The sequence below is a fragment of the Benzoatithermus flavus genome (genome assembly GCF_037908215.1).
GTDB lineage: Bacteria > Pseudomonadota > Alphaproteobacteria > Geminicoccales > Geminicoccaceae > Benzoatithermus > Benzoatithermus flavus.
The window spans coordinates 1-23,695 of sequence record NZ_JBBLZC010000021.1 but is presented as its reverse complement, the minus strand read 5'-3'; the positions used below and the strand labels follow the sequence as shown (position 1 = coordinate 23,695).

21 protein-coding genes are annotated in these 23,695 nt (G+C 68.7%); 15 read left to right on the top strand and 6 right to left on the bottom strand.

The genetic code is table 11. From position 1 onward, the window contains the following. The first annotated feature begins 156 nt into the window (after positions 1 to 156). Positions 157 to 1,143 carry an NAD-dependent epimerase/dehydratase family protein gene (locus tag U1T56_RS18055; RefSeq protein ID WP_418160888.1) on the top strand — a complete coding sequence of 329 codons (987 nt, stop codon included), beginning with the start codon at positions 157 to 159 and terminating at the stop codon, positions 1,141 to 1,143. Between the two features lie 10 nt (positions 1,144 to 1,153). Here U1T56_RS18055 and U1T56_RS18050 read toward each other — a convergent pair whose 3' ends face one another. From U1T56_RS18050 to U1T56_RS18025, 6 genes are all read right to left on the bottom strand, one after another. After that, positions 1,154 to 2,077 (bottom strand): AEC family transporter, encoded by a 924-nt coding sequence (locus U1T56_RS18050; RefSeq protein WP_418160887.1) that lies wholly within the window; start codon positions 2,075 to 2,077, stop codon positions 1,154 to 1,156. A 13-nt stretch (positions 2,078 to 2,090) separates the two neighbouring features. Next, the gene (locus tag U1T56_RS18045; protein WP_418160886.1) at positions 2,091 to 2,525 is read right to left on the bottom strand and encodes a (deoxy)nucleoside triphosphate pyrophosphohydrolase; all 435 of its coding nucleotides are present in this window, start codon (positions 2,523 to 2,525) and stop codon (positions 2,091 to 2,093) included. After that, positions 2,506 to 3,744 (bottom strand): bifunctional glutamate N-acetyltransferase/amino-acid acetyltransferase ArgJ, encoded by a 1,239-nt coding sequence (gene argJ, locus U1T56_RS18040; RefSeq protein ID WP_418160885.1) that lies wholly within the window; start codon positions 3,742 to 3,744, stop codon positions 2,506 to 2,508. Before argJ ends, U1T56_RS18045 begins: the two co-directional genes overlap by 20 nt. A 28-nt stretch (positions 3,745 to 3,772) precedes the next feature. Next, the gene (locus U1T56_RS18035; RefSeq protein ID WP_418160884.1) at positions 3,773 to 4,600 is read right to left on the bottom strand and encodes a peptidylprolyl isomerase; all 828 of its coding nucleotides are present in this window, start codon (positions 4,598 to 4,600) and stop codon (positions 3,773 to 3,775) included. Between the two features lie 779 nt (positions 4,601 to 5,379). Then, complete coding sequence (locus U1T56_RS18030) at positions 5,380 to 6,411, bottom strand: Fe(3+) ABC transporter substrate-binding protein (protein WP_418160883.1); 1,032 nt, start codon at positions 6,409 to 6,411, stop codon at positions 5,380 to 5,382. A 243-nt stretch (positions 6,412 to 6,654) separates the two neighbouring features. Beyond that, on the bottom strand, positions 6,655 to 7,968 hold the full coding sequence (locus U1T56_RS18025) for a malonyl-CoA decarboxylase (protein WP_418160882.1): 1,314 nt from the start codon (positions 7,966 to 7,968) through the stop codon (positions 6,655 to 6,657). Positions 7,969 to 8,151: 183 nt separating this feature from the next. Between U1T56_RS18025 and mntR the strand changes: the two genes are divergently transcribed. From mntR to U1T56_RS17955, 14 genes are all read left to right on the top strand, one after another. Then, complete coding sequence (gene mntR / locus U1T56_RS18020) at positions 8,152 to 8,610, top strand: manganese-binding transcriptional regulator MntR (protein ID WP_418160881.1); 459 nt, start codon at positions 8,152 to 8,154, stop codon at positions 8,608 to 8,610. 169 nt (positions 8,611 to 8,779) lie between these two features. Further along, positions 8,780 to 10,798, top strand: coding sequence for a hydrogenase 4 subunit B (gene hyfB / locus U1T56_RS18015; RefSeq protein ID WP_418160880.1), 2,019 nt, complete (start codon positions 8,780 to 8,782; stop codon positions 10,796 to 10,798). Beyond that, positions 10,789 to 11,748, top strand: a complete 960-nt coding sequence (locus U1T56_RS18010; protein WP_418160879.1) for a respiratory chain complex I subunit 1 family protein — start codon at positions 10,789 to 10,791, stop codon at positions 11,746 to 11,748. Before hyfB ends, U1T56_RS18010 begins: the two co-directional genes overlap by 10 nt. Beyond that, positions 11,748 to 12,404, top strand: a complete 657-nt coding sequence (locus tag U1T56_RS18005) for a hydrogenase-4 component E (RefSeq protein ID WP_418160957.1) — start codon at positions 11,748 to 11,750, stop codon at positions 12,402 to 12,404. Before U1T56_RS18010 ends, U1T56_RS18005 begins: the two co-directional genes overlap by 1 nt. After that, positions 12,401 to 13,846: a hydrogenase 4 subunit F gene (locus tag U1T56_RS18000; RefSeq protein WP_418160878.1), complete on the top strand. Its 1,446-nt coding sequence runs from the start codon at positions 12,401 to 12,403 to the stop codon at positions 13,844 to 13,846. Before U1T56_RS18005 ends, U1T56_RS18000 begins: the two co-directional genes overlap by 4 nt. Positions 13,847 to 13,852: 6 nt before the next feature. Beyond that, positions 13,853 to 15,346, top strand: a complete 1,494-nt coding sequence (locus tag U1T56_RS17995) for a hydrogenase large subunit (protein ID WP_418160877.1) — start codon at positions 13,853 to 13,855, stop codon at positions 15,344 to 15,346. Then, complete coding sequence (locus U1T56_RS17990) at positions 15,343 to 15,861, top strand: NADH-quinone oxidoreductase subunit B family protein (RefSeq protein ID WP_418160876.1); 519 nt, start codon at positions 15,343 to 15,345, stop codon at positions 15,859 to 15,861. The genes U1T56_RS17995 and U1T56_RS17990 overlap by 4 nt, the downstream gene beginning before the upstream one ends. A gap of 50 nt (positions 15,862 to 15,911) precedes the next feature. After that, a complete protein-coding gene (locus U1T56_RS17985; protein WP_418160875.1) occupies positions 15,912 to 17,249 on the top strand; it encodes an AAA family ATPase in 1,338 nt (445 codons plus the stop codon). Beyond that, positions 17,246 to 17,701, top strand: a complete 456-nt coding sequence (locus tag U1T56_RS17980) for a hypothetical protein (RefSeq protein ID WP_418160874.1) — start codon at positions 17,246 to 17,248, stop codon at positions 17,699 to 17,701. The genes U1T56_RS17985 and U1T56_RS17980 overlap by 4 nt, the downstream gene beginning before the upstream one ends. Positions 17,702 to 17,721: 20 nt before the next feature. Further along, positions 17,722 to 18,258, top strand: coding sequence for a hypoxanthine phosphoribosyltransferase (gene hpt, locus U1T56_RS17975; protein ID WP_418160956.1), 537 nt, complete (start codon positions 17,722 to 17,724; stop codon positions 18,256 to 18,258). A 9-nt stretch (positions 18,259 to 18,267) separates the two neighbouring features. Then, the gene (locus U1T56_RS17970; RefSeq protein ID WP_418160873.1) at positions 18,268 to 19,263 is read left to right on the top strand and encodes an HlyD family secretion protein; all 996 of its coding nucleotides are present in this window, start codon (positions 18,268 to 18,270) and stop codon (positions 19,261 to 19,263) included. Then, a complete protein-coding gene (rbbA, locus tag U1T56_RS17965) occupies positions 19,253 to 21,979 on the top strand; it encodes a ribosome-associated ATPase/putative transporter RbbA (protein WP_418160872.1) in 2,727 nt (908 codons plus the stop codon). The genes U1T56_RS17970 and rbbA overlap by 11 nt, the downstream gene beginning before the upstream one ends. A 5-nt stretch (positions 21,980 to 21,984) precedes the next feature. Further along, entirely contained in the window at positions 21,985 to 23,115 is a 1,131-nt protein-coding gene (locus U1T56_RS17960) for an ABC transporter permease (protein WP_418160871.1), read from the top strand. A gap of 132 nt (positions 23,116 to 23,247) precedes the next feature. Further along, positions 23,248 to 23,562 carry a hypothetical protein gene (locus tag U1T56_RS17955; RefSeq protein WP_418160870.1) on the top strand — a complete coding sequence of 105 codons (315 nt, stop codon included), beginning with the start codon at positions 23,248 to 23,250 and terminating at the stop codon, positions 23,560 to 23,562. Positions 23,563 to 23,695 lie beyond the last annotated feature (133 nt).

The window sequence follows — 23,695 nt, the reverse complement described above, 5'->3', positions numbered from 1 at the left end:
TCCGAGCGACGGCGCAGCATTCCCTACGGCTGGCGCCGGCGCAGCATGCAGCCATGTCCGGGAGTGCGAAACCCGTCGCCCGCTTGGCACAGAACGACGGGCAGCGCCGCCGGACCGCGGTGGCACGACGGCGCTCGCTCGCGGTGCGAGGCCGCCATGCGGCTGCTGATCACGGGTGGAACCGGGTTCATCGGCTCGCGCACCGCGCTATGGGCAAAGGCGCTGGGTCACGAGGTCCGCGTTACCGGCATGCGCAACACGCCGGCCGAGACCGCGAACCACGACGAGCTCCGCTCGGCCGGAATCGAGGTGCTGCTGACGGGGCTCGAGGCGCTTGCCGAGCCGGACGGGCCGCTCCGAGGTGTCGATGCGGTGATTCACCTCGCCGCAGCACAGCACGAGATGAACGTCCCGGACGACTATTTCTTCTCGGTCAACGTGGACGGCACGGCGGCGCTGCTCGAAGCGAGCCGGCAGGCGGGCGTGGGTCGGTTCGTCTACGGCAGCACGATCGGGGTCTACGGCAGACGCCAGGGCCGGCTCGACGAGACGACCCCGCCGGCTCCCGACAACATCTACGGCCGGACCAAGCTGAAGGCCGAGGAGCTGGTTCTGTCGCGCAAGGGCGAGCTGCCGGTCGTGGCCGTCCGCATCTCCGAGACCTACGGACCCGGTGACCGGCGTCTCCTGAAGCTGTTCCGGGCGATCCGCAAGGGCACCTTCCTCAACGTGGGCGACGGCAGGAACCTGCATCATCCGATCTTCGTCGACGATCTGGCGCAAGGCCTGCTCCTGGCGGCGGAGCATCCTCGCGCACCGGGCGAGGTGTTCGTGCTGCCGGGCCGCGACATCGTGACCACGGACGAGATGGTGGCGGCGATCGCCGCCGCGGTCGGCAGGGCGATGCCCAAGGTCCGCCTCCCGGCCTGGCCGTTCATGGTGGCGGCGCTCGTGCTCGAGACGAGCTTGCGCCCGCTCGGGATCCAGCCGCCGCTCCATCGGCGCAGGATGGATTTCTTCCTCAAGAGCTTCAACTTCGACGGCAGCAAGGCGCAGCGTGTGCTGGGGTTCGAGCCTCGGGTGGGCTTCCGCGAGGGAGCGGCGCGAACTGCACGGTGGTACGAGGCGATCGGCGAGCTGTGAGCCGGAGCCGCTACGTTCCGAGCAGGACCAGGACGCCGGTGAGGGTGAGGATGCCCAAGAGATGGCTCGCGAAGACGATCGCCGCCACCTGCCGCTCCAGCACCTGGTAGCGCTGGGCGATCACGAACACGCTGGCGGCCGTGGGGAGCGCGGTCGAGACCAGGAGCGGGGCCGCGAGATCGGACGGCACCGGGACCGCGCGCAGCAGCAGCCAGGCGATCGCCGGCAGCAGCAAGAGTTTGGCAGCGGTGACGGCGCCGATCAGGCCGATGCCACGGGTGAGAGCGCCACCGCGCAAGGTGGCGCCCAGCGCGAACAGAGCCCCCGGACCGGCAGCAGGCCCGAGCAGACCCAGGAAGCCTGCGACCGGGGCCGGCAGCGGCAGCCGCAGCCAGGCCAGCACCCCGCCGGCGAGGACGGCGAGAATCAGGGGATTGCACACGACCGCACGGGCGACGGCGCGCACACCACCCTTGCCGGTCCCGCCGCCGTGCTCGATGAGCAGGATGGTGAGGGTCTGAAGGATGCTCGTGTCGAGGACGACCGCGAGCACGCTGGGCAGGGCGCGCCCTTCGCCATAGGCGGCGATCAGGAGCGGCACGCCCATGTAGCCGACATTGCCCCAGGCCGCGGCGAAGGCGCATATCGCCGCCTCGGGCAGGCTGCGCCGACCGAGCCGACGGAAAAGGACGAGCACGAGCAGATAGGCGAGAAGGCAACTACCCTCGTAGCCGACATAGAGCGTCCCATCGGTCAGCCGCTCGAACGGGGTGGCGGCGACCTTCTGGAACAGGAGCGCCGGCAGCGCGAACCAGAACACGAAGGCGTTGAGGCCGAAAAGGCCGGGCTCGTCGAGGAGGCGCAGCCGGGCCGCGAGCATGCCGCAGAGCAGCACGGCGAAGAACGGCAGCGCCACGCCGAGAATGATGGCCAACGGACCGGAACCTCTAGAGCAGCTCTTCGAGGACCGGGATCAACGGCAGGTCCGCCGGCGGCATGGGCAGATCGCGCAAGGCCCGCGGCCGCACCCAGCGCAGGGCCTGACCCTCGCGCGGGATCGGCTCGCCGCGCCAAACCCGGCAGACATAGAGCGGCATCAGCAGATGGAAGCTCTCGTAGCCGTGCGAGGCGAAGGTGAGAGGAGCAAGGCAGCTCGCCTCGGTATCGACCCCGAGTTCCTCCTCGAGCTCGCGGATCAGACAGCGCTCGGGCGTCTCGCCCGGCAGGAGCTTGCCGCCGGGGAACTCCCACAAGCCCGCGAGCGGCCTGCCTTCCGGCCGCTGCGCCACGAGGACGCGTCCGTCGGCATCGACGAGGGCACAGGCCGCGACCAGGACGAGCCGCCGCTCCTCCGCCCCGGCCTCAAGAGCGGTAGTCGGCATTGATGTCGATGTAGCCGTGGGTGAGATCGCAGGTCCAGACGGTGGCAGCACCCCGACCCTCGCCGACGACGACCTCGATCGCGATCTCCCGGCCGGCGAGATGGCGGGCAACCGGCGCCTCGTCGAGGTCGGGTACGGCCGCACCGGCTCGCGCCACCACATGGCCACCGAAGGCGACGCCCAGCCGATCCATCGCCACGGGCTCGCCCGATTTGCCGACCGCCATGATGACGCGGCCCCAGTTGGCATCGCTGCCCGCGATCGCGGTCTTGACGAGAGGCGAGTTGGCGATCGTGAGGCCGATCCGGCGCGCCGACGCATCGCTCTCGGCACCCCGGACCGTCACGGCGATGAACTTCTGCGCGCCCTCGCCGTCCTTGACCACCTGGTGCGCGAGATCGGTCAGCACCGTCTGCAGCGCCGTGCGGAAGCCCTCGAGCAGCGGATCGTCGGCGCCTGCCGGCTCCGGGTTCCGGGCCCTGCCGGTCGCGAACAAGAGGAGCGTGTCGGAAGTGGACGTGTCGCTGTCGACGGTGATGGCGTTGAACGATGCGTCCGCACCGACGCTCAAGAGATGCTGCAGCACCGGAGCGGGAACGGTCGCGTCGGTCACGACGAAGGCCAGCATGGTCGCCATGTCAGGGGCGATCATGCCGGAGCCCTTGGCGATGCCGGCGACCGTAACCGGCACCCCGCCGATGGCGGCAGTGGCGAAGGCCCCTTTGGGGAAGGTGTCGGTGGTCATGATCGCCCAAGCCGCAGCCTCGATCCCGCCCGCATCCAGACCCGCCACGAGATCACCTACCCGGCTCGTGATCTTCTCGACCGGGAGCCGCTCGCCGATGACGCCGGTGGAGGCGACGAACACCTCCTCCGGTGCGCACCCGAGTGCCTGGCCCACGGCCTCCGCCTCGGCCCGGACCGCCGCGTCGCCCTCGGACCCGCGGAAGACGTTGGCGTTGCCGGCGTTCACGATGACCGCCCGTGCCCGACCGTGCGGCAGGATCCTACGGCACCAGAGTACTGGATGGCCCGCCGTGGTCGAGCGCGTGAACACGCCCGCGACCGTGGTTCCGGGGGCAAGCTCGATCAGCGTGAGGTCGTGGCGGCCACGATAGCGGATGCCGGCCTCGAGCGTGGCGAAGCGGACCCCGGCTACGGCCGGGACCCTGGGAAAACGCTCGGGCGCCAGCGGCGAGCGGTGGGTGATCTTGGCCATGGCCGGACGGGTCTCCGCTCACCGCTGCTCACTCGGCCTTGGGCGTGCCGTCGAGATTGAAGCGCTCGATCTTCGCCCCCTTGCGGACGTTGGCGAGCAGCTCGTCCACGAGCTGGCGCGCGAGCTGCTCCCTGATCTCCGGCTCTTTCTCCTCGAGGGTCGGCACGGTCTGCCGCCGGTCGTCGACCTTGATCACGTGCCAGCCGAACTGGGTCTTGACCGGGTCCTTGCCGACCGTCCCGGGCGGAATGGAGAAGGCCGCGTCCGCGAACTCCGGCACCATGGCCTCGCGGCGGAAATAGCCGAGATCGCCGCCGTTGCTCTTGGCGGAGGGATCGGTCGACTTCTCCTTGGCCACGGTCGCAAAGTCGGCACCGTTCGCCAGCTGCTTCAGCACGTCTCGAGCGTCGGCCTCGTTGCCGACGAGAATGTGCTCGGCATGCACCTCCTCGTAGGCGAAGCCGGGCTGGCTCTTCATGGCCTCGTAGGCCGCCTGGACCTTCTCCTTGGTGGTACCCTGGTCGATCACCCGCTGGACGAGCGAGTCGCGCAGCACGTTGTCCCGCGCCCGCTGGATGTCCTCCTGGACCTTGGGATCCTTGGCCAGATTCTCTTTCTCGGCCTCGGCGAGCAACAGCCGGCCGTCGATCACACGGTCGAGGAGCGGCTCGTAGATCTGCTCGAGCGGCATCTGCCGATACTGCTCCGGCAGCTGCTGGTAGGCGGCCTCGAGATCGCTCTTGCGGATCTGGGCGCCGTTGACCACGGCGAGCACGGGGTCGGTCGTCTCGGCCCGGGCGGACCCGGCGAGGACGAGCACGGCCAGGGCCGTGGTGGCGAGCGCGAAACGGCGCATGAGACAAGCTCCGGGGTCAGACGAGGACGGCCGGGATAAAGACACAAACCGCCGGACCCGGCAAGGCATCACTCCGGGGCCCATCGGGTGAATGCGGGCAGCGGGCTCGGGGACCGGTCGAGAGGTGTCCTTGCGAAGGAGATGCGCGCGTCTGCGCCTGCCGGTAGGCATCACTCGACCATTTCCCGGTCCGGAACGGCCCGCAAGCGGGCCGAGATGCTCCATCGCCTGCTCGAGATCCCGCTCCGAGGCGAGCAGCAGCTCACTCTCCGCCGCCTCGGCGCCGGCCGCTTCGCGGGCGTATCGGCCGCGGGCCGACGGGCCGGCCGACAATGTCCGATGCTCGGCTGGAAAGGGCGGTCGGCAGGTCGAGCGAGATCCTCGCGCAGCGCGATCGGATGAACGGAACGCAGGTGGGAAGGGACATGGCCGCTGCCCGATCGCCCGTCACCAGCACCGCCGCGGGCGGGCCGCGCCGCCTGACTCGACCGGCCGCGGCTGCGCCGTTGCCCGCAGCCCGCTCGGGCCGACCAGTCCGAAATCCGATAGAAGCCGAGGAAGTTCAGGTTCCGCGACGATCTCTCGGGATGGTCCGTATGCGCTCGTGCCGCAGGAGGACGGAGCAGCCGGCCGTGACGCTACGGGTGAGCTCGGCGAGAGCATCGAAATCCCGCCCGTCCGATGATCCTGGCATCCCCTCGATCGCAGCGACGTCATGCGACCTCGCCGGGCCATTCGGCGAGGTCGCCGCAGTGTGATCGGTCGGCCGGATCGCGCCGTCACCGCCAGCCGCAGCGGTCGGTGATCATCGCCGCCTCGGCGGCATTCTTGGCGTAGAGCGTCGGGTTGAGCGGATCCTGCTTGAACGGTCCCCAGGCCTGAAGCACAGGATGCGGCTCGACCGCAGGGTTCGCCGGGTACTCGAGACTGACGTCGGCGAAGTAGCGCTGGGCTTCGGGCGAGGCCAGGTACTCCAGCAGCTTCACCGCGTTGTCCTTGTGGGGCGCCGTCTTGAGCACCGCAGCGCCCGAAACGTTGACGTGGGTGCCGCGGTCCTTCTGATTCGGGAAGAACACGGCGAGCTTCTCGGCCACCTCCTTGTCCACCGGCTTGTCCGAGGCGGCGAGACGGGCGAGATAGTAGCTGTTCGAGATCGCGATGTCGCCGACTCCGGCTGCCACCGCCTTGAGCTGGTCGGTGTCGCCGCCCTCGGGCGGGCGGGCCATGTTGGCGACCAGCCCCTCGCACCACTTCTCGGTGGCCGCAGACCCATCGGCGGCCAGGATCGAGCCGACGAGGCTCAGATTGTAGACGCTGGTGCTGCTGCGTACCAGAATCTTGCCCTTGAACCGGGGCTCGGCGAGCGCCTCGTAGGTGCTCAGCTCCTCGGGCTTCACCCGGTCCTTGGCATAGGCCAGGATGCGCGCCCGCATGGCGAGCCCGTACCACAGGCCGTCGGGATCGCGCAGGTGCGCCGGAATCGCCTTCTCCAGCACGGGCGACCTGACCGGTTGCAGCAGCCCGAGGCCGCTCGCCTCGGCGAGCCGGCCGGCATCGACGGTGATGAACACGTCGGCCGGGCTCCTGGCCCCTTCGCTCTTCATCCGCTGGATGAGCTGCTCGTGCGTGCCCTCGACGACGTTGACCTGAATGCCGGTCGCCTTGGTGAATCCATCCCAGAGCTGCTGATCCGTGCCGTAATGACGCGAATTGTAGATGTTGACGACCTCCTCGGCGGCTGCGGGCCCGACCAGCGTCAGCACGACCGACGCGGCCAGCACGGCGCGTCGAGAAAGCTTGCTCGAGAACATTCCGATGAATCCCCTGCTGCTTCGATCCGGCCGCGCCTCGAAACGGCAGGATCGGCGCCTCTGGCGCCACGATCGCGGCCGGTGCGCAGCGCCGATTAGAGCCGACACGTCCGATTGGCAAGGATTCCGAACACCGTATCGATCTATACTATTTCTAAACGAGCATCGGCCATCTATTTCTGGAACGATTTCAATCTATGCCCTCACAGAACTTTGTCCGTTCGGAAAACACTACCTCGGGGATCATCCCGCCTGCGCCGGCAGCAGGCCCTTCACGGCCGAGGAGATCACGACCTCGCCGGTATTCGTGTAGAGTTCGTGATTCCGCTCGATCTGGCCCGTGTCGTACTTGTAATTGACGAGGAGCCCGAACGATTCCTCGAGCCCCTTGGCCGAGACGTCGCCCAGCCAGTTGATCCGCTCGAGCCTCGCACCGTTGCCGAGATGGAAGCGCGCCACCGGGTCGCGCGGGCGCCCACTACGCTTCTCCCGCACGAGATAGTGGGCGCAGAGCCGGCAAAGCACGCCCTTGAGCTTCTCCACGGTCTCGGGCTCCCGATGCCAGCCCGGACGATCGAGGGCGGCGAGCAGCTTGCGATCGGCAGCGGCGATCACCTTGTTGCCGGAGTCGGCCAGCGCCTGGCGCAGCCAGGCCGAAAAGCCCGGCACCGGGGAGAGCGTGGCATAAGTCTTGAGGTCGGGGAACTCGCGCGCGAGGTCGGCCACGACCAGCTTGATCAGGAAGTTGCCGAGCGTGACGCCGCGCAGGCCCTCGAGGCAGTTGTTGATCGAGTAGAAGATCGCGGCATCCGCACTTTCCGGATCGCCCACCGGCGCTTCCGGGTCGATCAAGGGCTGGATCCTGTCGGCCATCCCGGTCACGAGCGCCACCTCGACGAAGATCAAAGGCTCGTCGGGCAGGGCGGGATGGAAGAAAGCGAAGCAGCGCCGGTCGGCCGCGAGCCGGCGCTTCAGGTCCTCGAGTGCTCGCATCTTGTGGACCTTCTCGTAGCGCAGGAACTTCTCGAGCAAGGAGGCCGGGCTGTTCCAGTCGATCCGGGTGAGGGTGAGGAAGCCGGGATTGAACCAGCCCGTAAGCAGATCGTGCAGGTCGGCGTCGACCGGCTCCAGATCCGGACGGTCCGGCAGATAGGCCAGGAGCTGACGACGCAGATCGACGATCGCACGCGTTCCGCCGGGGGCCGTGTTCATGCGGCGGAACAGCTCGTGGCGCGGCGTCTCGCAGGCGCGGCGCAAGGCCTGGACCGAGCGCGGGCTCGGGTCCTGCCGGTAGGCCTCGACCGCGGCCAGGATACGGGTCGGGTCGGCGGCATAGTCCTGCGCCAGCATGGTGAAGAAGCTCTGCCGCTCCTCGTCGGTCATCATGCGGTAGGCCTCGACCAGCTCGCGCGCCAGCGCAGCACCAGACGCCTCGCCCTTGGTCGAGAGCAGGTCGCGGCATAAGGACTGGATCGTGGCCCGCCGCCGGCTGCCCAGCCGGCCGCGAACCAGCTCGCGTCCGGCATCGGCGATCGAGGTCCACAACTGGTCCAGCATGCTCGACGGCATCCTCGAGGCTCCCAGGGGGTTGCCAAGCCGTCATCCCTTAGCGGAACGGGCGGCCACCATCCATGGCATCCTTGCACCGATGCGCCCGACCTTGAACCGGCAGGAGGGCGTGGCTAACCTTTAGCCCGCATCCATGAAGAAGCGGTTGCTTTCCCGCGATTCGGTATGGCGATGGGCAACACCAGCAAGGTGCGCCTTCCGGGCGCGGACCAGCAGGCGGAAGGCTTCGGCCGGACGCGCAGCGATCACCGCAGCGAGATCGCCGAGGACTATGTCGAGCTGATCGCCGATCTCATCGATGCCACGGGCGAGGCGCGGGCGGTCGATCTCGCCAGCCGGCTCGGCGTGACGAGCGCCACGGTCAACAACACCATCGCCAAGCTGCAGCGCGAAGGCCTGGTCCGTTCCGAGCCCTACCGCTCGATCTTCCTCACCGCGGACGGCCGGGCGCTCGCCGAGCATTGCCGCTGGCGGCACCGCATCGTCTACGACTTCCTGCGCCGGCTCGGCGTGAGCGAGGAGGTGGCCAGGGTGGACGCGGAAGGCATCGAGCATCACTGCAGCCACGAAACCCTGGCTGCGTTCGATCGCCTGCTCCGCGAGCGGGACCGGGCCGACAGCGGGACGTGACCCGCCGGCGGGTGCGGCCATTTTTCCGGGGGTACACGTTGCGGGCGCCCGGCCCGCGCGCTATGACCTGCCCGTCGAGTTCGGGCTCTGCGGGGAAGCGCGTGATGCATGACACGATGCTGGCACCCGGCCAGCAAGCCATCCCGTATGCGTTTCGCGGCCGGGCCATATGCTGATCGCAGGCGCCTTCCTGCCGCTTCTCGGCATCCTGCTGGCACTCGCGGTGCTCGGGCTGGTCCGGGGCGACAGGGCTTGCGGGACCGGGCTCACCTATGGCGGTACCCTCGCCACCTGCAGCATCCTCCTGCTCGCGGCTCTCGTCCTGCTCCTGCAGCCTTCGCATCTGCCCCAGACGTTGATTCTGCCGCTCGGCCTGCCCTGGCTCGGCATGCATTTCCGGCTGGATGCGCTGACCGCGTTCTTTTTGCTCGTGGTCGACCTCGGCGGGGCGCTCGCCTGCCTCTATGCGCTGGGTTACGCCAAGGGCGAGCCCGAGCCCAAGCGCGTGCTGCCGTTCGTGCCGGCCTTTCTCTTGGGCATGAACCTGGTCCTGCTCGCGGACGACGCGTTCACCTTCCTCCTCGCCTGGGAGTTCATGTCCCTGACCTCCTGGGCTCTGGTTCTGCGCGAGCACGAGGCGCGCGCCACGCGCGAGGGCGCCTATCTCTATCTCGTCATGGCGAGCCTCGGCACGGCGGCGCTCCTCCTCTGCTTCGGCCTCCTCGCCGGCCCCGGCGGCGCCTACGATTTCACGAGCATCCGCCGCCATGCGCTCGGCCCCACGGCGCACGTTCTGGTGCTGGTTCTGGCCCTTCTGGGTGCCGGCTCCAAGGCCGGTCTCGTCCCGCTCCATGCCTGGCTGCCCCCGGCGCACGCCGCCGCACCGAGTCACGTCTCGGCTCTCATGAGCGGGGTCATGACCAAGGTCGCGGTCTACGCGGCCCTGCGGCTCCTCTTCGACCTCGCCGGCCCGCCCGGCTGGTGGTGGGGAGCGGTGCTGATGGTGCTGGGCGCCGTCTCGGCCGTCCTGGGCCTGCTCTACGCGGTCCTGCAGAACGACCTGAAGCGACTTCTCGCCTACAGCACGGTCGAGAATCTCGGCATCGTCTACATAGCGCTCGGCTTCGCCCTGGCCTTTGCCGCGAACGGCATGCCGACGGCAGCGGCGCTGGCGCTCTCCGCCGCCTTCCTCCACGTCCTGAACCACACGCTGTTCAAGAGCCTGCTCTTCATGGGCGCGGGTGCCGTGCTGCACGGCACGGGCGGCGAGCGCGACATGGATCGCCTGGGCGGCCTGATCCACCGCCTGCCGGTGACGAGCGCCTGCTGCCTTCTGGGTGCGGCCGCGATCTCGGCCCTGCCGCCGCTCAACGGCTTCGTCTCGGAATGGCTCCTGTTCCAGGCCGTGCTGGTGAGCCCGGCGCTACCGGAGGTCCTCCGCTTCCTAGCTCCCGCCGTAGGCGCCCTCATGGCTCTGGCCGCAGCGCTCGCGGCCGCCTGCTTCGTGCGCGCCTACGGCATCACCTTTCTCGGCCGGCCGCGCAGCGAGGCCGCGGCCCACGCGCACGAGATCGACCACAAGGCACGGCTCGCCATGATCGCGGCCGCGGCCCTTTGCGTGCTCCTGGGCGTCTTTCCCGGTCCGGTCATCGACCTTCTCTCGCTGGTCGTGGCCGAGCTGAACCATGACGTCACCCTGCCGGCGCAGGGGCGGCAGGGCTGGCTGTCGCTGGTGCCGATCGAGCCTGCGCACAGCTCCTACAACGGCCTCGTCCTCCTCGTCTTCGTTCTGGCCTCGGCGGGGCTCGCGGCGGGCTTCGTCCACCGTTTCGCCTCGCGCGCGCTCCGGCGCGGCCCTGCCTGGGATTGCGGCTATCCCGATCCCGACCCGCGCACGCAATATTCCGCCGCGAGCTTCTCGCAGCCGCTGCGCCGCGTGTTCGGGACGGTCGTGTTCCGGGCGAGCGAGCAGGTCGACATGCCGGCTCCGGGCGAGACCAGGCCCGCGCGTTTCACGGTGCGCTGGCACGACCTCGTCTGGGAGCGGCTCTACATGCCCACGGCCTCGCTGGTCGGGAGCCTGGCCGACCGGCTCAACATCCTCCAGTACCTCACCGTGCGCCGCTATCTCAGCATGATGTTCGCGGCGCTCGTGACCCTGCTGATCGTGGTGGCGGCATGGCGCTGATCGGCGGTCTCCTCGTCCAGGGCATCCAGATGTTCCTGGTCCTGCTGGTGGCCCCCTTGCTGACGGGCTGGACACGAAAGCTGCGCGCCCGGCTCCTGCGCCGACGCGGGCCCTCGGTGCTTCAGCCCTACCGCGATCTGGCCCGGCTCCTGCGCAAGGAGGTCGTGCTCGCCGAGAGCGCCTCCTGGCTGTTCCGCGTCGTTCCCTATGTCGTCTTCGCCGTGACCTGGGTGGCGGCCGCCCTCGTGCCCACCTTCGCCACCGGCCTCCTGTTCAACTGGGCCGTCGATCTCATCGCGATCGTGGCGCTGCTCGGCACCGCGCGCTTCTTCCTGGCCCTCGCCGGCATGGACGTCGGCACCAGCTTCGGCGGCATCGGCAGCTCGCGCGAGATGATGATCGCGTCCCTGGCCGAGCCCGCGATACTGCTGGTCGTGTTCACCCTGGCGCTGTTCGCGGGCACCACGCAACTCTCCGGGATCGCCGACTACATCCTGACCCATCAGGTGGGCCTGCGCGTCTCCTTGGGCCTCTCGCTCGTGGCGCTCCTCATGGTGGCCTTGGCCGAGAACGCCCGCATTCCGATCGACAATCCGACGACGCACCTCGAGCTCACCATGGTCCACGAGGCGATGGTGCTGGAATATTCCGGCCGGCACCTCGCGATGATCGAGCTCGCCGCGGCGCTCAAGCTCGTGATGTATCTCTCGCTCGTCGCCTGCCTCTTCGCCCCCTTCGGCATCGCGCACGGGGCCGAGGCCGGGCCCGTTGCGCTCCTTCGGGGCGGGGTCGTTTATCTCGCGAAGCTCTTCCTCCTCGGCAGCGCCCTTGCCGCCTTCGAGGTGACGATCGCCAAGATGCGCGTGTTCCGTGTCGGCGAGTTTCTGGGCGGTGCCCTCATGCTGGGCTTCCTCGCCGCTCTTCTTCTGTTCGTGTCGAGGTCGATGTGATCGGCAATCTCGCCTTCGACGTCGCCCATCTTCTGGCCGGCGGCATGGTCGTCGTGAGCTTCATGCTGCTCTATCAGGACCGGATGCTGGGCCTCCTCCACGCCTTCGCGCTGCACGCCCTGGTCCTCGCGGCCGGCGTCGCCTGGCAGGCGTGGACGCAAGACGCACCCCATCTCTACGTCACGGCCGCGATCGCCCTCCTGTTCAAGGCGATCTTCATTCCGGTGGCCCTGCACCGGATCGTGGTGCGACTCGGTGTCCACCGCGAGCTCGAGCAGGTCGTGGGCGTGGGGATCACCATGCTGGCGGGCTTAGCACTCACGGCTCTCGCCATCCTCGTCACCATGCCGGTCACGGGCGGTGCCGACGTGCTGGCGCGCGAGGACATCGCCTTCGCCCTCGCCGTGGTGCTCTTAGGCCTTCTCATGATGATCACCCGGCGCAACGCGGTGAGCCAACTCGTCGGCTTCATGAGCCTCGAGAACGGGCTGATCCTGGCGGCAACCGGTACCAAGGGCATGCCGCTCGTGGTCGAGCTCTCGGTCGCCTTCTCGCTGCTCATCGCCTTCATCGTGTTCGGAATCTTCGTCTTCCGCATCCGCGAGCGCTTCGATACGGTCGACGTGCACGCCCTCGACCGCTTCCGGGGCGAATGAGCATGGAGGGACTGCCGCTCCTCGTCGTGCTCGCCGTCCCGGCGCTGGCCGTGCCGGCGCTCTCCCTGGTCCGGGACTGGCATCTGGGTGCGAGGCTCAACAGCCTCGCCTCGCTAGCGACCTTCCTCGCGGCCCTTTTCCTGCTCGTGGCCCGGCCCGCACCCGGCGACTTCCTCTTCGTCGACGACTTCAACGTCTACCTGATCGCACTCAACACCTTCGTCGGCTTCACGACCAGCCTCTACTCCGCGAGCTATATCGGCCACGAGCTCGATACCGGTCATCTGACGCCGGCCTACGTGCGCTTCTACCACGCCATCTACCAGGCGATGATGGGTGCCATGAACCTGGCGCTCTTGGCCAACAATATCGGCCTGCTCTGGGTGGCGGTGGAGGTGGCGACCCTTTCCACCGTCGTCATGGTCGGCATCTACCGCACGCCGCAGGCCCTGGAGGCAGCCTGGAAATATTTCATCCTCGGCAGCGTGGGCATAGCGCTCGCCTTCTTCGGCACGATCCTGGTCTATTTCACGGCCCAAGAGAGCTTGGGCGAAGGCCTCGCGGCCATGGCGCTCTCGCATCTGATCGCCGCGGCCGACCGGTTCGACCCGGCGCTCTTGAACCTCGCCTTCGTCTTCCTCCTCGTGGGCTACGGCACCAAGGTGGGCCTCGTACCCCTGCACGCCTGGCTGCCCGACGCCCATGCCGAAGGCCCGACGCCGATCTCGGCCGTGCTCTCGGGCCTTCTCCTCAACGTCGCGATCTACGCGGTCCTGCGCTTCAAGATGGTGATAGCGGCGAATGCGGAGGCTCTCGCCCCCGGCCCGCTCATGGTGACGATGGGCCTGATCTCGGTCGTCTTCGCCGCGTTCATGCTCTACCGCCGGGGCGACATCAAACGGCTCTTCGCCTATTCCTCGATCGAGCACATGGGGATCGTTACCTTCGCCTTCGGCATGGGCGGCCCGGTCGCGAACTTCGCGGGTCTCCTGCACATGACCATGCACAGCCTGACCAAGTCCGCGATCTTCTTCGCGGTCGGGCATGTGGCACAGGTCAAGGGCACGCAGCGCCTGGCCGACATCAAAGGACTCGGAAGCACCCATCCGGTGCTCGCCTGGGGGTTGGCCGTGGCCGTGGTCGCGATCGCGGGCTTCCCGCCCATGGGTGTGTTCACGAGCGAGTTTCTGGTCGTGAGCTCCACCTTCGCCCGCGAGCCGCTTCTGGCCCTGCCCCTGGTCCTGGGCCTCATGGTCGCCATAGGTGCACTCGTCCTGCGCCTGCAAGGGGTCGTGTTCGGCGAGCCTCACGGGCCCGTTACGGCCGTGCGCGGCTCGCACCTCCCTCTCTTCCTTCACCTGGCGCTGGTGCTGACCGCCGGCTTGTGGCTGCCCGGCCCGCTCGTCCGCTGGTTCGAGCACGTAGCCGGGCTCCTGGGATAGGCTCCGATGAGCGAGCGCCCGCATCTTCTGGAATTCCTGGCTCCGTTTCGCGCCAAGGCCGGCCATCACCCCTGGCCGCGCTTCGTGGTGACACCCGAGACCTGGCGCGATCTCGGCACGGCCCTGGCCGAGGGGCATCTCGACCTCCTGGCCCTCTTCGCCAACGATCAGCTCGTCAACGCCGTCCTCTACGAACCCGAGACCCAGGCGCTGGCTCTGGCCAGCATCACCGCCTATGGCGGCCACTTTCCGAGTCTGGGTGCTCTGCATCCGCCAGCGCTTCGCCTCGAGCGGGCGATCCGCGACCTCTGGGGCCTGCACCCCGAGGGCAGCCCCGATTCCCGCCCCTGGCTCGATCACGGCACCTGGCCTTCGAGCCGCCCCGAGGCCAAAGCTCCCTACCATTTCCTGCCGGTCGAGGGAGAAAGCCTGCACCAGATCCCGGTCGGGCCCATTCACGCCGGCATCATCGAGCCCGGCCATTTCCGTTTCACCGCGAGCGGCGAGACCGTGGTGCGGCTCGAGCAGCGGCTGGGCTATGTTCACAAAGGAATCGAGCGCCTGCTCGAAGGTGTGGATCCCGCGCACGGTGTCCGGCTCGCCGGCAGGGTCTCCGGCGACAGCACGGTCGCCTTCGCTTTCGCCTTCGCGCGCGCCGTCGAGGCCGCGACCGGCACCGAGCCACCGGAGCGTGCGGTCTGGCTGCGAGCGCTGATGGCCGAACTCGAACGGCTCGCGAATCACATCGGTGACATCGGCGCCATCTGCAACGATGCGGCTTACGCGCTGATCCATGCCCATTGCGGCATCCTGCGCGAGGAGATCCTGCAGGCTGCCGACGCCTGCTTCGGCCATCGCCTGATGATGGACCGGATCGTGCCGGGTGGGGTCGCGATCGACCTCGATGCCGCCGGCGCAGAACGGCTGCGCGGCCTCGTCCGCAGCCTGCGCGCGCGCATGGCCGAGATCGCGGCGCACTACGAGGACCTGCCGTCGCTCCAGGACCGCACGGTCGGCACCGGCCGGGTCGACGTCGGGCTGGCACGCCGCTGGGCCGCTGGCGGCTATGTCGGCCGCGCGTCGGGCCGCGCGTTCGACGTGAGAAAGGCTTTGCCCTATCCGCCCTACGATCGGCTCACCTTCACGATCCCGGTACGGCAGGAGGGAGACGTCAACGCCCGCGTCTGGATCCGCCTGGACGAGATCGGAGAAAGTCTCGGCCTGGTCGAGCAGATCCTGGACGGGTTGCCGCAAGGCCCGCTCGCCGTTCCGGTTCGGCCGTGCGCGGGCGAGGGCATCGGCCTCGTCGAGGGCTTTCGCGGCGATGTCCTGGTCTGGCTGGCACTCGCTGCCGACGGGCGGATCCGGCGCTGCCACCCGCGCGATCCGTCCTGGTTCCAGTGGCCGCTGCTCGAGGCAGCGATCGAAGGCAACATCGTCGCCGACTTTCCTTTGTGCAACAAGAGCTTCAACGGCTCCTACGCCGGACACGACCTGTGAGCCGCCTCCTCCTGAAAGGCCTGTTCCAGCGCCCGGCCACCATTCCGGCACCCGAGCCCTCGGACGATCTCTTACGCGAGCTCGCCGGCCGGCTCGATGCGGCCGCCCGCCGGCGGCTCGGACGCTCGCTCGCGATCCGCGAGGTCGATGCCGGCTCGTGCAACGCCTGCGAGCTCGAGATCCAGGCGCTCAACAACGCCGTCTACGACCTCGAGCGCTTCGGCATCCGCTTCGTCGCGAGCCCGCGCCATGCCGACGTGCTCCTCGTCACCGGCCCGGTGACGACCAACATGCGCGCGGCCCTCTTGCGGGCATGGGAGTGCACCCCCGACCCGAAATGGGTGGTCGCCGCGGGCGACTGCGCCGCCGGCTGCGGGATCTTCAAAGGCTCCCCGGCGCTCGTCGACGCCACGGGCGCTGTTGACAGCGTCGTGCCCGTGCATCTTCACATCCGCGGCTGCCCGCCGCGGCCGATCGAGCTGCTCGAGGGGCTGATCGCCTTGCTGGAACCCTGACCTGCGCTGCATTAGCTTGCGGCAGGCGCGGCAGCCGACGGGAGCCCATCATGCTGACGGAGTTCCGGCTGGAGAACTTCAAGAGCTATCGCCAAGCCGTTCTGCCCCTGGCACCCTTGACGTTGCTCATCGGCGCCAACGCTTCCGGCAAGAGCAACGCGATCGAAGCACTTCGTTTCCTTTCCTGGCTGGCGCAGGACCATAAACTGTCGGCCATCCGCTACGAGGTGCAGCAGAGCGACGACATTTTTCGCGGCACGGTGAAGGATCTGCCCTATCGGGGTGCTCGAGAGTTCCGTTTCGGCTGCCGCGCCACATCCTCCTCCTCATCGATCGAGACACTAGAACACATTTTGTCTACCGAATGGCAAGAGGATTTCAGCTTATCGATTGCTCTTCGCGATGAAGATCTTCGTATCACCGACGAAAGCATTTCAGGATCAGGCAAGGTTCCGCTTTACTCGGTAACGCAACCCGCCACCGGAGCTAGCCACGATATTCGTGTCGCTTACAACAATTTTGCTCGCGGCGGGAAGAAACCACAGATAACATGCTCTGATCAGCAGCTCGTGCTTCTCCAGCTCCAAAGCCCAGCGCGGTTCGAGGCAGGGCATGCCAAGGCTCAGAGGGTCATTCCAGCCGTCACACGAGCCTACCAGCAGATCCTGTCGGATATTCTGTTCCTCGATCCGGCGCCGAGGACGATGCGCGGCTACAGCTTCAAGGGCGAGAAGCAAATCAGAAGCGACGGCAGGAATTTGTCAGGTGTTCTGCACGAACTTTGGGAGGTAGAAAAGAAGCAGAAAGATCTTCTCGATTTCATTGCCAGCTTGCCCGAGCAGAACATCACCAGCCTGGGCTTCATCTCTACCCCACGTGGCGAGGTGATGGCGGCACTCACCGAAACCTTCGGCGGCGAAGAGCGGCAGATCGAGGCGCCGCTCCTCTCGGACGGCACCTTGCGCGTCCTCGCCGTGGCGGCTGCCCTGCTCACCGCGCCGCGCGGATCGATGGTGGTGATCGAGGAGATCGACAACGGTGTCCATCCGAGCCGGGCGCGGCTCATGATGAACGGTATCAGGCGCGTGGCGACGCAGCGCGGGCTGCGCGTGCTCCTCACCACCCACAATCCGGCCCTGATGGATGCCTTGCCGGACGAGGCGCTAGGCGACGTCGTCTTCTGCTTCCGCGATCCCGAGGGCGGGTACAGCCGCTTGGTGCGGCTGTCCGATCTCGAGCGCGCCCCCTCCCTGCTCGCGCAGGGGTCACTGGGAGAGCTGGTCACTGCAGGCGTGCTCGACCGCTCCGTCAAGGCTCGCGCCGCACCGTCGAGCCGGGATGGCGTGCAGGCTTGGCTGGAGGATCTGGAGCAGATCGGCTCGCGATGACCATCTGCATCGTCGACACTTCCATCCTGCTCGACATCCTCGACGTGCCGAAACGATCGGACCACCGGCGCGAGGTGTTGATGGAGCTGCGAGGTCTGCTCGCCGATAAGGCCGATCTGCTGCTCCCGCCCGCTGCCGTGTTCGAGACCGGCAATCATATCGCCCACGTGGCGGACGGGAGGCTGCGACGCCGGTGCGCGGAGCATTTCACCACTCAGATGCGCAAAGCGCTGGCGGCGGAGGCGCCCTGGGTAGTGACACCGCCGCCGACTCGGGAGCAGATTGATGCGCTGCTCGACGGGTTCGCCGATTATGCGGCAAAGGGGATCGGCTTCGGCGATGTCGCCATCATCGAGGAATGGCGCATCCAAGTGAATCGCTGGCCGCAACGGCGCGTGAGGATCTGGTCGTTGGACCATCATCTCTCCAGCCACGATACCGGCCCACATTGACCGACGACGCGCTCGGGGAAATCGGAATGTCCGAAGAGAAGGTCGCAACACTGTTCAGCGAGGCCGAGCTTTCGGCCCGTGTCGAGGCACTGGCCCAGGCCATCGCCGCCGCGCTGCCGCAGCGCTTCACGCTCGTGGCGCTGCTGAAGGGCAGCTTCGTGTTCGCGGCCGACCTGGCACGGGCGCTGCACCGGGCCGGCTGCACGCCCAGGATCGAGTTCATGCGGGTCTCGAGCTACGGCAACGACACGAGGAGCTCGGGCATCGTCAGCCTCATGGGCGATGCGCCCGCCGGCGTGAAGGGCGAGCCCGTGTTGCTCGTCGACGACATCCAGGATACCGGTAGGACGCTCGCCTTCACCAAGGGCTTCCTGCTCGAGCGGGGTGCGACCAGGGTCTGGACCTGCACGCTGCTCGACAAGCCCTCGCGGCGCGAGGTCGAGGGCGGCGAGGTCGACTTCGTCGGCTTCACCATCCCGGACGTGTTCGTCGTCGGCTACGGCATCGACTACGCCGAGCGCTACCGCTATCTGCCCTTCGTCGGCAAGGTCGTCTGAGCTGCACCCGTGCGCCGGCGTCCCATCCTGCTCGCCGTCGCCGTCCTCGTCGCGGCGGCGCTCGGCCTCATCGGCTACCAGGTCTGGCGCGTCCATGCGCTCGCCGAGCTGCCGCCCGGCATCGTCCAGAGCAACGGCCGCATCGAGGCCGAGCGGGTCGACATCGCCACCAAGTATGCGGCCCGTGTCGCCGAAGTGCTCGTGGACGAGGGCGAATGGGTCGAGCGCGGCCAGGTCCTCGCCAGGATGGACACGACCGAACTCGAAGCCGAGCTGCGCGAGGCCGAGGCAGCCGTACGCCAGGCGCGCCAGCAGCTCGCAGCCGCCGAGGCCGACATCGTCCAGCGGCAGAGCCAGCTCGCCTTCGCCGCACAGGAGCACGAGCGCGCCAAGCTCCTGTTCCAGAAAGGCAACATCGCCAAGGAGCTCCTGGATCGCCGCACCAACGAGCGCAACACGGCGCAGGCTGCCCTCGCCGCGGCCCAGGCGGGCCAGGCCACCGCCACGGCGGCGATCGAGGCGGCGGCCGCGCGCGCCGAGCGGCTCCGGACGGTGATCGAGGACCACGAGCTGAAGGCGCCCCGATCGGGGCGGGTGGAATACCGGCTGGCGCACCCCGGCGAGGTGCTCCCGGCCGGCGGCAAGGTGCTGACCCTCCTCGACCTCACCGACGTCTACATGACGATCTTCCTACCCACCGGCGAGGCCGGCCGGCTCGCGATCGGCGCCGAGGCTCGGATCGTGCTGGATGCGGCGCCCGAATACGTGATCCCGGCTCATGTGTCCTTCGTGGCATCCGATGCGCAGTTCACGCCCAAGCAGGTCGAGACCCGCAGCGAGCGCGAAAAGCTGATGTTCCGGGTCAAGGTCCAGATCGGCCGCGACCTGCTCGAGCGCTACGCGCGGCTGGTCAAGACCGGCCTGCCGGGCGTCGCCTACGTGCGCATCGCTTCCGGCGTCGCCTGGCCCGAGTGGCTGCAGCCCAGGCTGCCGGATGCCGCCTGACACGACGCTCGCGGCGAGCCTCGAGGCGGTCGGCCACCGCTACGGCCGCAGCGAGGCGCTGAAGGCGGTCACCCTCGCGATCCCGGCAGGGCGGATGGTCGGGATCGTGGGCCCGGACGGGGTCGGCAAGTCGACGCTCTTGGCACTGATCGCGGGCGTGCGCCGGCTCCAGACCGGCAAGATCGAGGTCTTGAGCGGCGACATGCGAAACACCCGCCATCGTCGCAGCGTGTGCGCGCGCATCGCCTACATGCCGCAAGGGCTCGGCCGCAACCTCTACCCCACCCTCTCCGTGCGGGAGAACCTCGACTTCTTCGGCCGGCTGTTCGGCCAGGGCGCCGCCGAACGCGCGGCCCCGATCGGGTCGCTCCTCGCGAGCACGGGCCTCGCCCCCTTTCCCGACCGGCCGGCGGGCAAGCTCTCGGGCGGGATGAAGCAGAAACTGGGCTTGTGCTGCGCGCTCATCCACGATCCCGACCTTCTGATCCTGGACGAGCCCACCACGGGCGTGGACCCTCTCTCCCGCCGCCAGTTCTGGGAGCTCATCGCCCGCATCCGGGGCGAACGTCCGGGTCTCAGCGTCGTGGTCGCCACCGCCTACATGGACGAGGCTCTGCGGTTCGACTGGCTCGTCGCCATGAACGACGGTACCGTCCTCGCGATGGGAACGCCTGCGGGTCTCATGGAGCGTACCGGTGCCACGAGCCTCGAGGCGGCGTTCGTGCGGCTCCTGCCGGAAGCGCTCCGCCGCGGGCACCAGGAAATCGTCATCCCGCCGCGCCGGGCCGAGGCGGGTCCGCCCGCGATCGAGGCGGAAGGGCTCACCCGCCGCTTCGGTAGCTTCACCGCGGTCGATCACGTGAGCTTCCGCATCGCACGCGGGGAGATCTTCGGCTTCCTGGGCTCGAACGGCTCCGGCAAGACCACGACCATGAAGATGCTCACCGGCCTCCTGCCGGCGAGCGAAGGTCGGGCCTCGCTCCTGGGTCGGCCGGTCGATGCCGGCGATCCCGAGATCCGCCGCCGGGTCGGCTACATGTCGCAGTCCTTCTCGCTCTACGAGGAGCTGACCGTGCGGCAGAACCTCGAGCTGCACGCGCGGCTGTTCGAGCTGCCGGCGGAACGGCGGAAAGCGCGGATCGAGGCCCTGGTCGCACGGTTCGGCCTCGCGGCCGTGATGGACGAGCTGCCACCTAGTCTGCCGCTCGGCATGCGCCAGCGCCTGGCCCTTGCGGTCGCCGTCATCCACGAGCCCGAGATGCTGATCCTGGACGAGCCGACCTCGGGCGTGGACCCGGTCGCGCGCGACGCGTTCTGGGCGCTTCTGATCGAACTGTCGCGGCGGGACGGGGTCACGGTCTTCATCTCGACCCATTTCATGAACGAGGCGCTGCGCTGCGATCGCATCTCGCTCATGCACGCGGGGCGGGTGCTGGCCGTCGGCACGCCCGAAGCGCTGCAGGCGGAGCAGGGAGCGGCCACGCTCGAGGAAGCGTTCATCGCCTGGCTGGAAGCGGCGGCCGGGCAGGAGCCGCCGGCCGTGGCCGCACCGCCGCAAGAGGCGGCCGCGATCACGGCTACGGGCCGAGGGACGGGCGGGCTCGGCCGCCTCTGGGCCTATGCGCGGCGCGAGGCGCTGGAGCTCTGGCGCGAGCCGGTGCGGCTGGCCTTCGCCCTTCTGGGGCCGCTCGTCCTCATGCTCGCCTTCGGCTACGGCATCTCGTTCGATGTCGAGCATCTCGCCTACGCCGCGCTCGACCGCGACCAGTCGGCCGAGAGCCGCGAGCTTCTGCGGCAGTTCTCCGGCTCACGCTACTTCGTCGAGCGGCCGCCGATCACGAGCGCCGAGGAGCTCGACCACCGCCTGCGCAGCGGCGAGCTCAAGCTGGCGCTCGAGGTGCCGCCCGGCTTCGGCCGCGACCTGCTCCGCGGCCTGCGACCCGAGGTCGGGGTCTGGCTGGATGGCGCCATGCCGTTTCGGGCCGAGACCGCGCGCGGCTATGTCGAGGGGGTCGTGCGCCGCTACGGCGAGGAGTTGGCGCATCGGCAGGGAGCGGAGGCCGCGAGCGTGCCCATCGTGATCGAGCCGCGCTTCCGCTACAACCAGGCCTTCGAGAGCGTGAACGCGATCGCGCCCGGTGTCATCATGCTGCTGCTCGTCCTCGTTCCCGCCATGCTGACCGCACTCGGCGTGGTGCGCGAGAAAGAGCTGGGCTCGATCGCGAACCTCTACGCCACGCCAGTGACGAAGCTCGAGTTCCTCCTGGGCAAGCAGCTCCCTTATGTGTTGGTGGCGCTCGCGAGCTTCGCGAGCCTCGTGCTGCTCACCGTCCTTCTCTTCGGCGTGCCGATCCGGGGCGATCCCGTCGTTCTCGCCGTCGGCGGCCTCCTCTATGTGCTTGCGACCACCGCCTTCGGCCTTCTGGTCTCGACCATGGTGCGCAGTCAGGTGGCGGCCACCTTCGCCACTGCCATCCTCACCATCATCCCGGCCGTGAACTTCTCGGGTCTGCTCTATCCCGTGGCCTCGCTCGGGCCCGGTGCCAGGGCCTTGGGCCTCGCCTTTCCGGCCGCCTGGTTCCAGGAGATCAGTGTGGGCGTGTTCGCGAAGGGGCTGGGCTTTCCCGAGCTGGCCCCGAATCTCGCGGTGCTCCTCGCCATGAGCGTCGTGCTCGTCGTGGCGAGCTGGCTCCTCCTCGCGAAGCAGGAGCGCTGACCGCCTTGCGCCGCTGGCTCCGTCACGTCTTCCACCTCGGCACGAAGGAGCTGCACAGCCTGCGGCGCGACCCCGTGATGGTGTTCCTGATCGTCTACGTCTTCACTTTCGCGATCTGGAGCGTCGCGAGCGGGGTCAGGACCGAGGTGACCGACGCCGCCATCGCCGTCGTCGACGAGGACCGCTCCGAGCTTGCCCGACGCCTCGTCGATGCCTTCCAGCCGCCCTACTTCCGCTCTCCGGCCCTGATCGAGCCGGGCGAGGTGGACCGTGTCATGGATGCCGGCCGGTACACCTTCGTCCTCGATATCCCGCCCGATTTCGCGGCCGACGTGCTGGCCGGCCGCCAGCCGGCGCTCCAGGTCAACATCGATGCCACCGCCATCACCCAGGCCGGCATCGGGCTCGGCTACATCCAGAGCATCGCCCTGCGCGAGGCCCAGAGGTTCGCCCATGAGGTGGAGGGCGGGGCGGACCTGCCGCTCGATCTCGTCGTCCGGGCCAGGTTCAATCCCAACCTGCAATCGAGCTGGTTCACAGCCGTGATGCAGCTCGTCAACAACGTCACCATGCTCGCGATCATTCTCGTCGGTGCGGCCGTCATGCGCGAGCGCGAGCGCGGCACGCTCGAGCATCTCCTCGTCATGCCGCTCACACCCAGCGAGATCATGGTGGCGAAGATCTGGGCCAACGGGCTCGTGATCCTGATCGCGGCCCTTCTCTCGCTCCGGCTCGTGGTGGAAGGGATGCTGCAGGTGCCGGTCGCGGGCTCGGTTCTGCTGTTCGCGGGCGGCTCGGCGCTCTACCTCGCCTCGGTCACCGCACTCGGCATCCTGCTCGCGACGCTCACCCGCTCGATGCCGCAGTTCGCGCTGCTCACCATCCCGGTCATCATCGTCATGAACCTGCTCTCGGGCGGCAGCACGCCGCTCGAGGCCATGCCCGACTGGCTGCAGCTCACCGTGCAGATCCTGCCCTCGACCCACTTCGTCGCCTTCGCCCAGGCCGTGCTCTACCGAGGCGCCGAGCTCGGCACGGTCTGGCCCAGGCTCCTCGCGATGCTCGGAATCGGCGCCGTCTACTTTCTGGCCGCTCTCGCCCGCTTCCGCGCAGCGCTGGCGGCCCAGCAGGCCTGAGCAGGCCGCAGCTGTCCAACGCGGCTGACACGGCAGACGAAAGCCGCTTGCACCGTTGCCGTAGCGACCCTATATGCACGCGGCCGGCGGATGCGGCTGCCGCGTCTGCCATGGCTGACAGCAGGGACCGAGATGGCGAAGAAGGCCGAGAGGACCGGCAAGCCGGAGAAGCCCAGGCGCGGCGACCGGTGGACGGTCCGCGGTGTGCCGGCGAAGCTGCAGAAGGCGGCGGGCGACGCGGCGCGGGCGCGGGGGCTCACGCTCGGCCAGTGGCTGAGCGAGGTGCTGACCGCCGCTCTGCCCCAGCGCAAGGCGTTGCCGGCCGAGGCTGCGGAACGGTGGGAACAGGCGGTGGAGCGGCGGCTGGCCCGCCTCGAGGCGGCGGTGTTCGAGAACGACACCGCGCGGTCCGAGGCCGGCGTGGCCGTCGCGGTCCGGCCGAGCTGACGAGCCCGGGCGCCACCCACGAGAGCTTTCGCAGTCCGATGCGCCGGGGGGGGGCCGGGCCGCGGCCCCCCCCCCCCCCCCCGGGCCCCCGGGGGGGGGACCCCCACACAAGCCGCAGGCGCGCCCCCCCCCC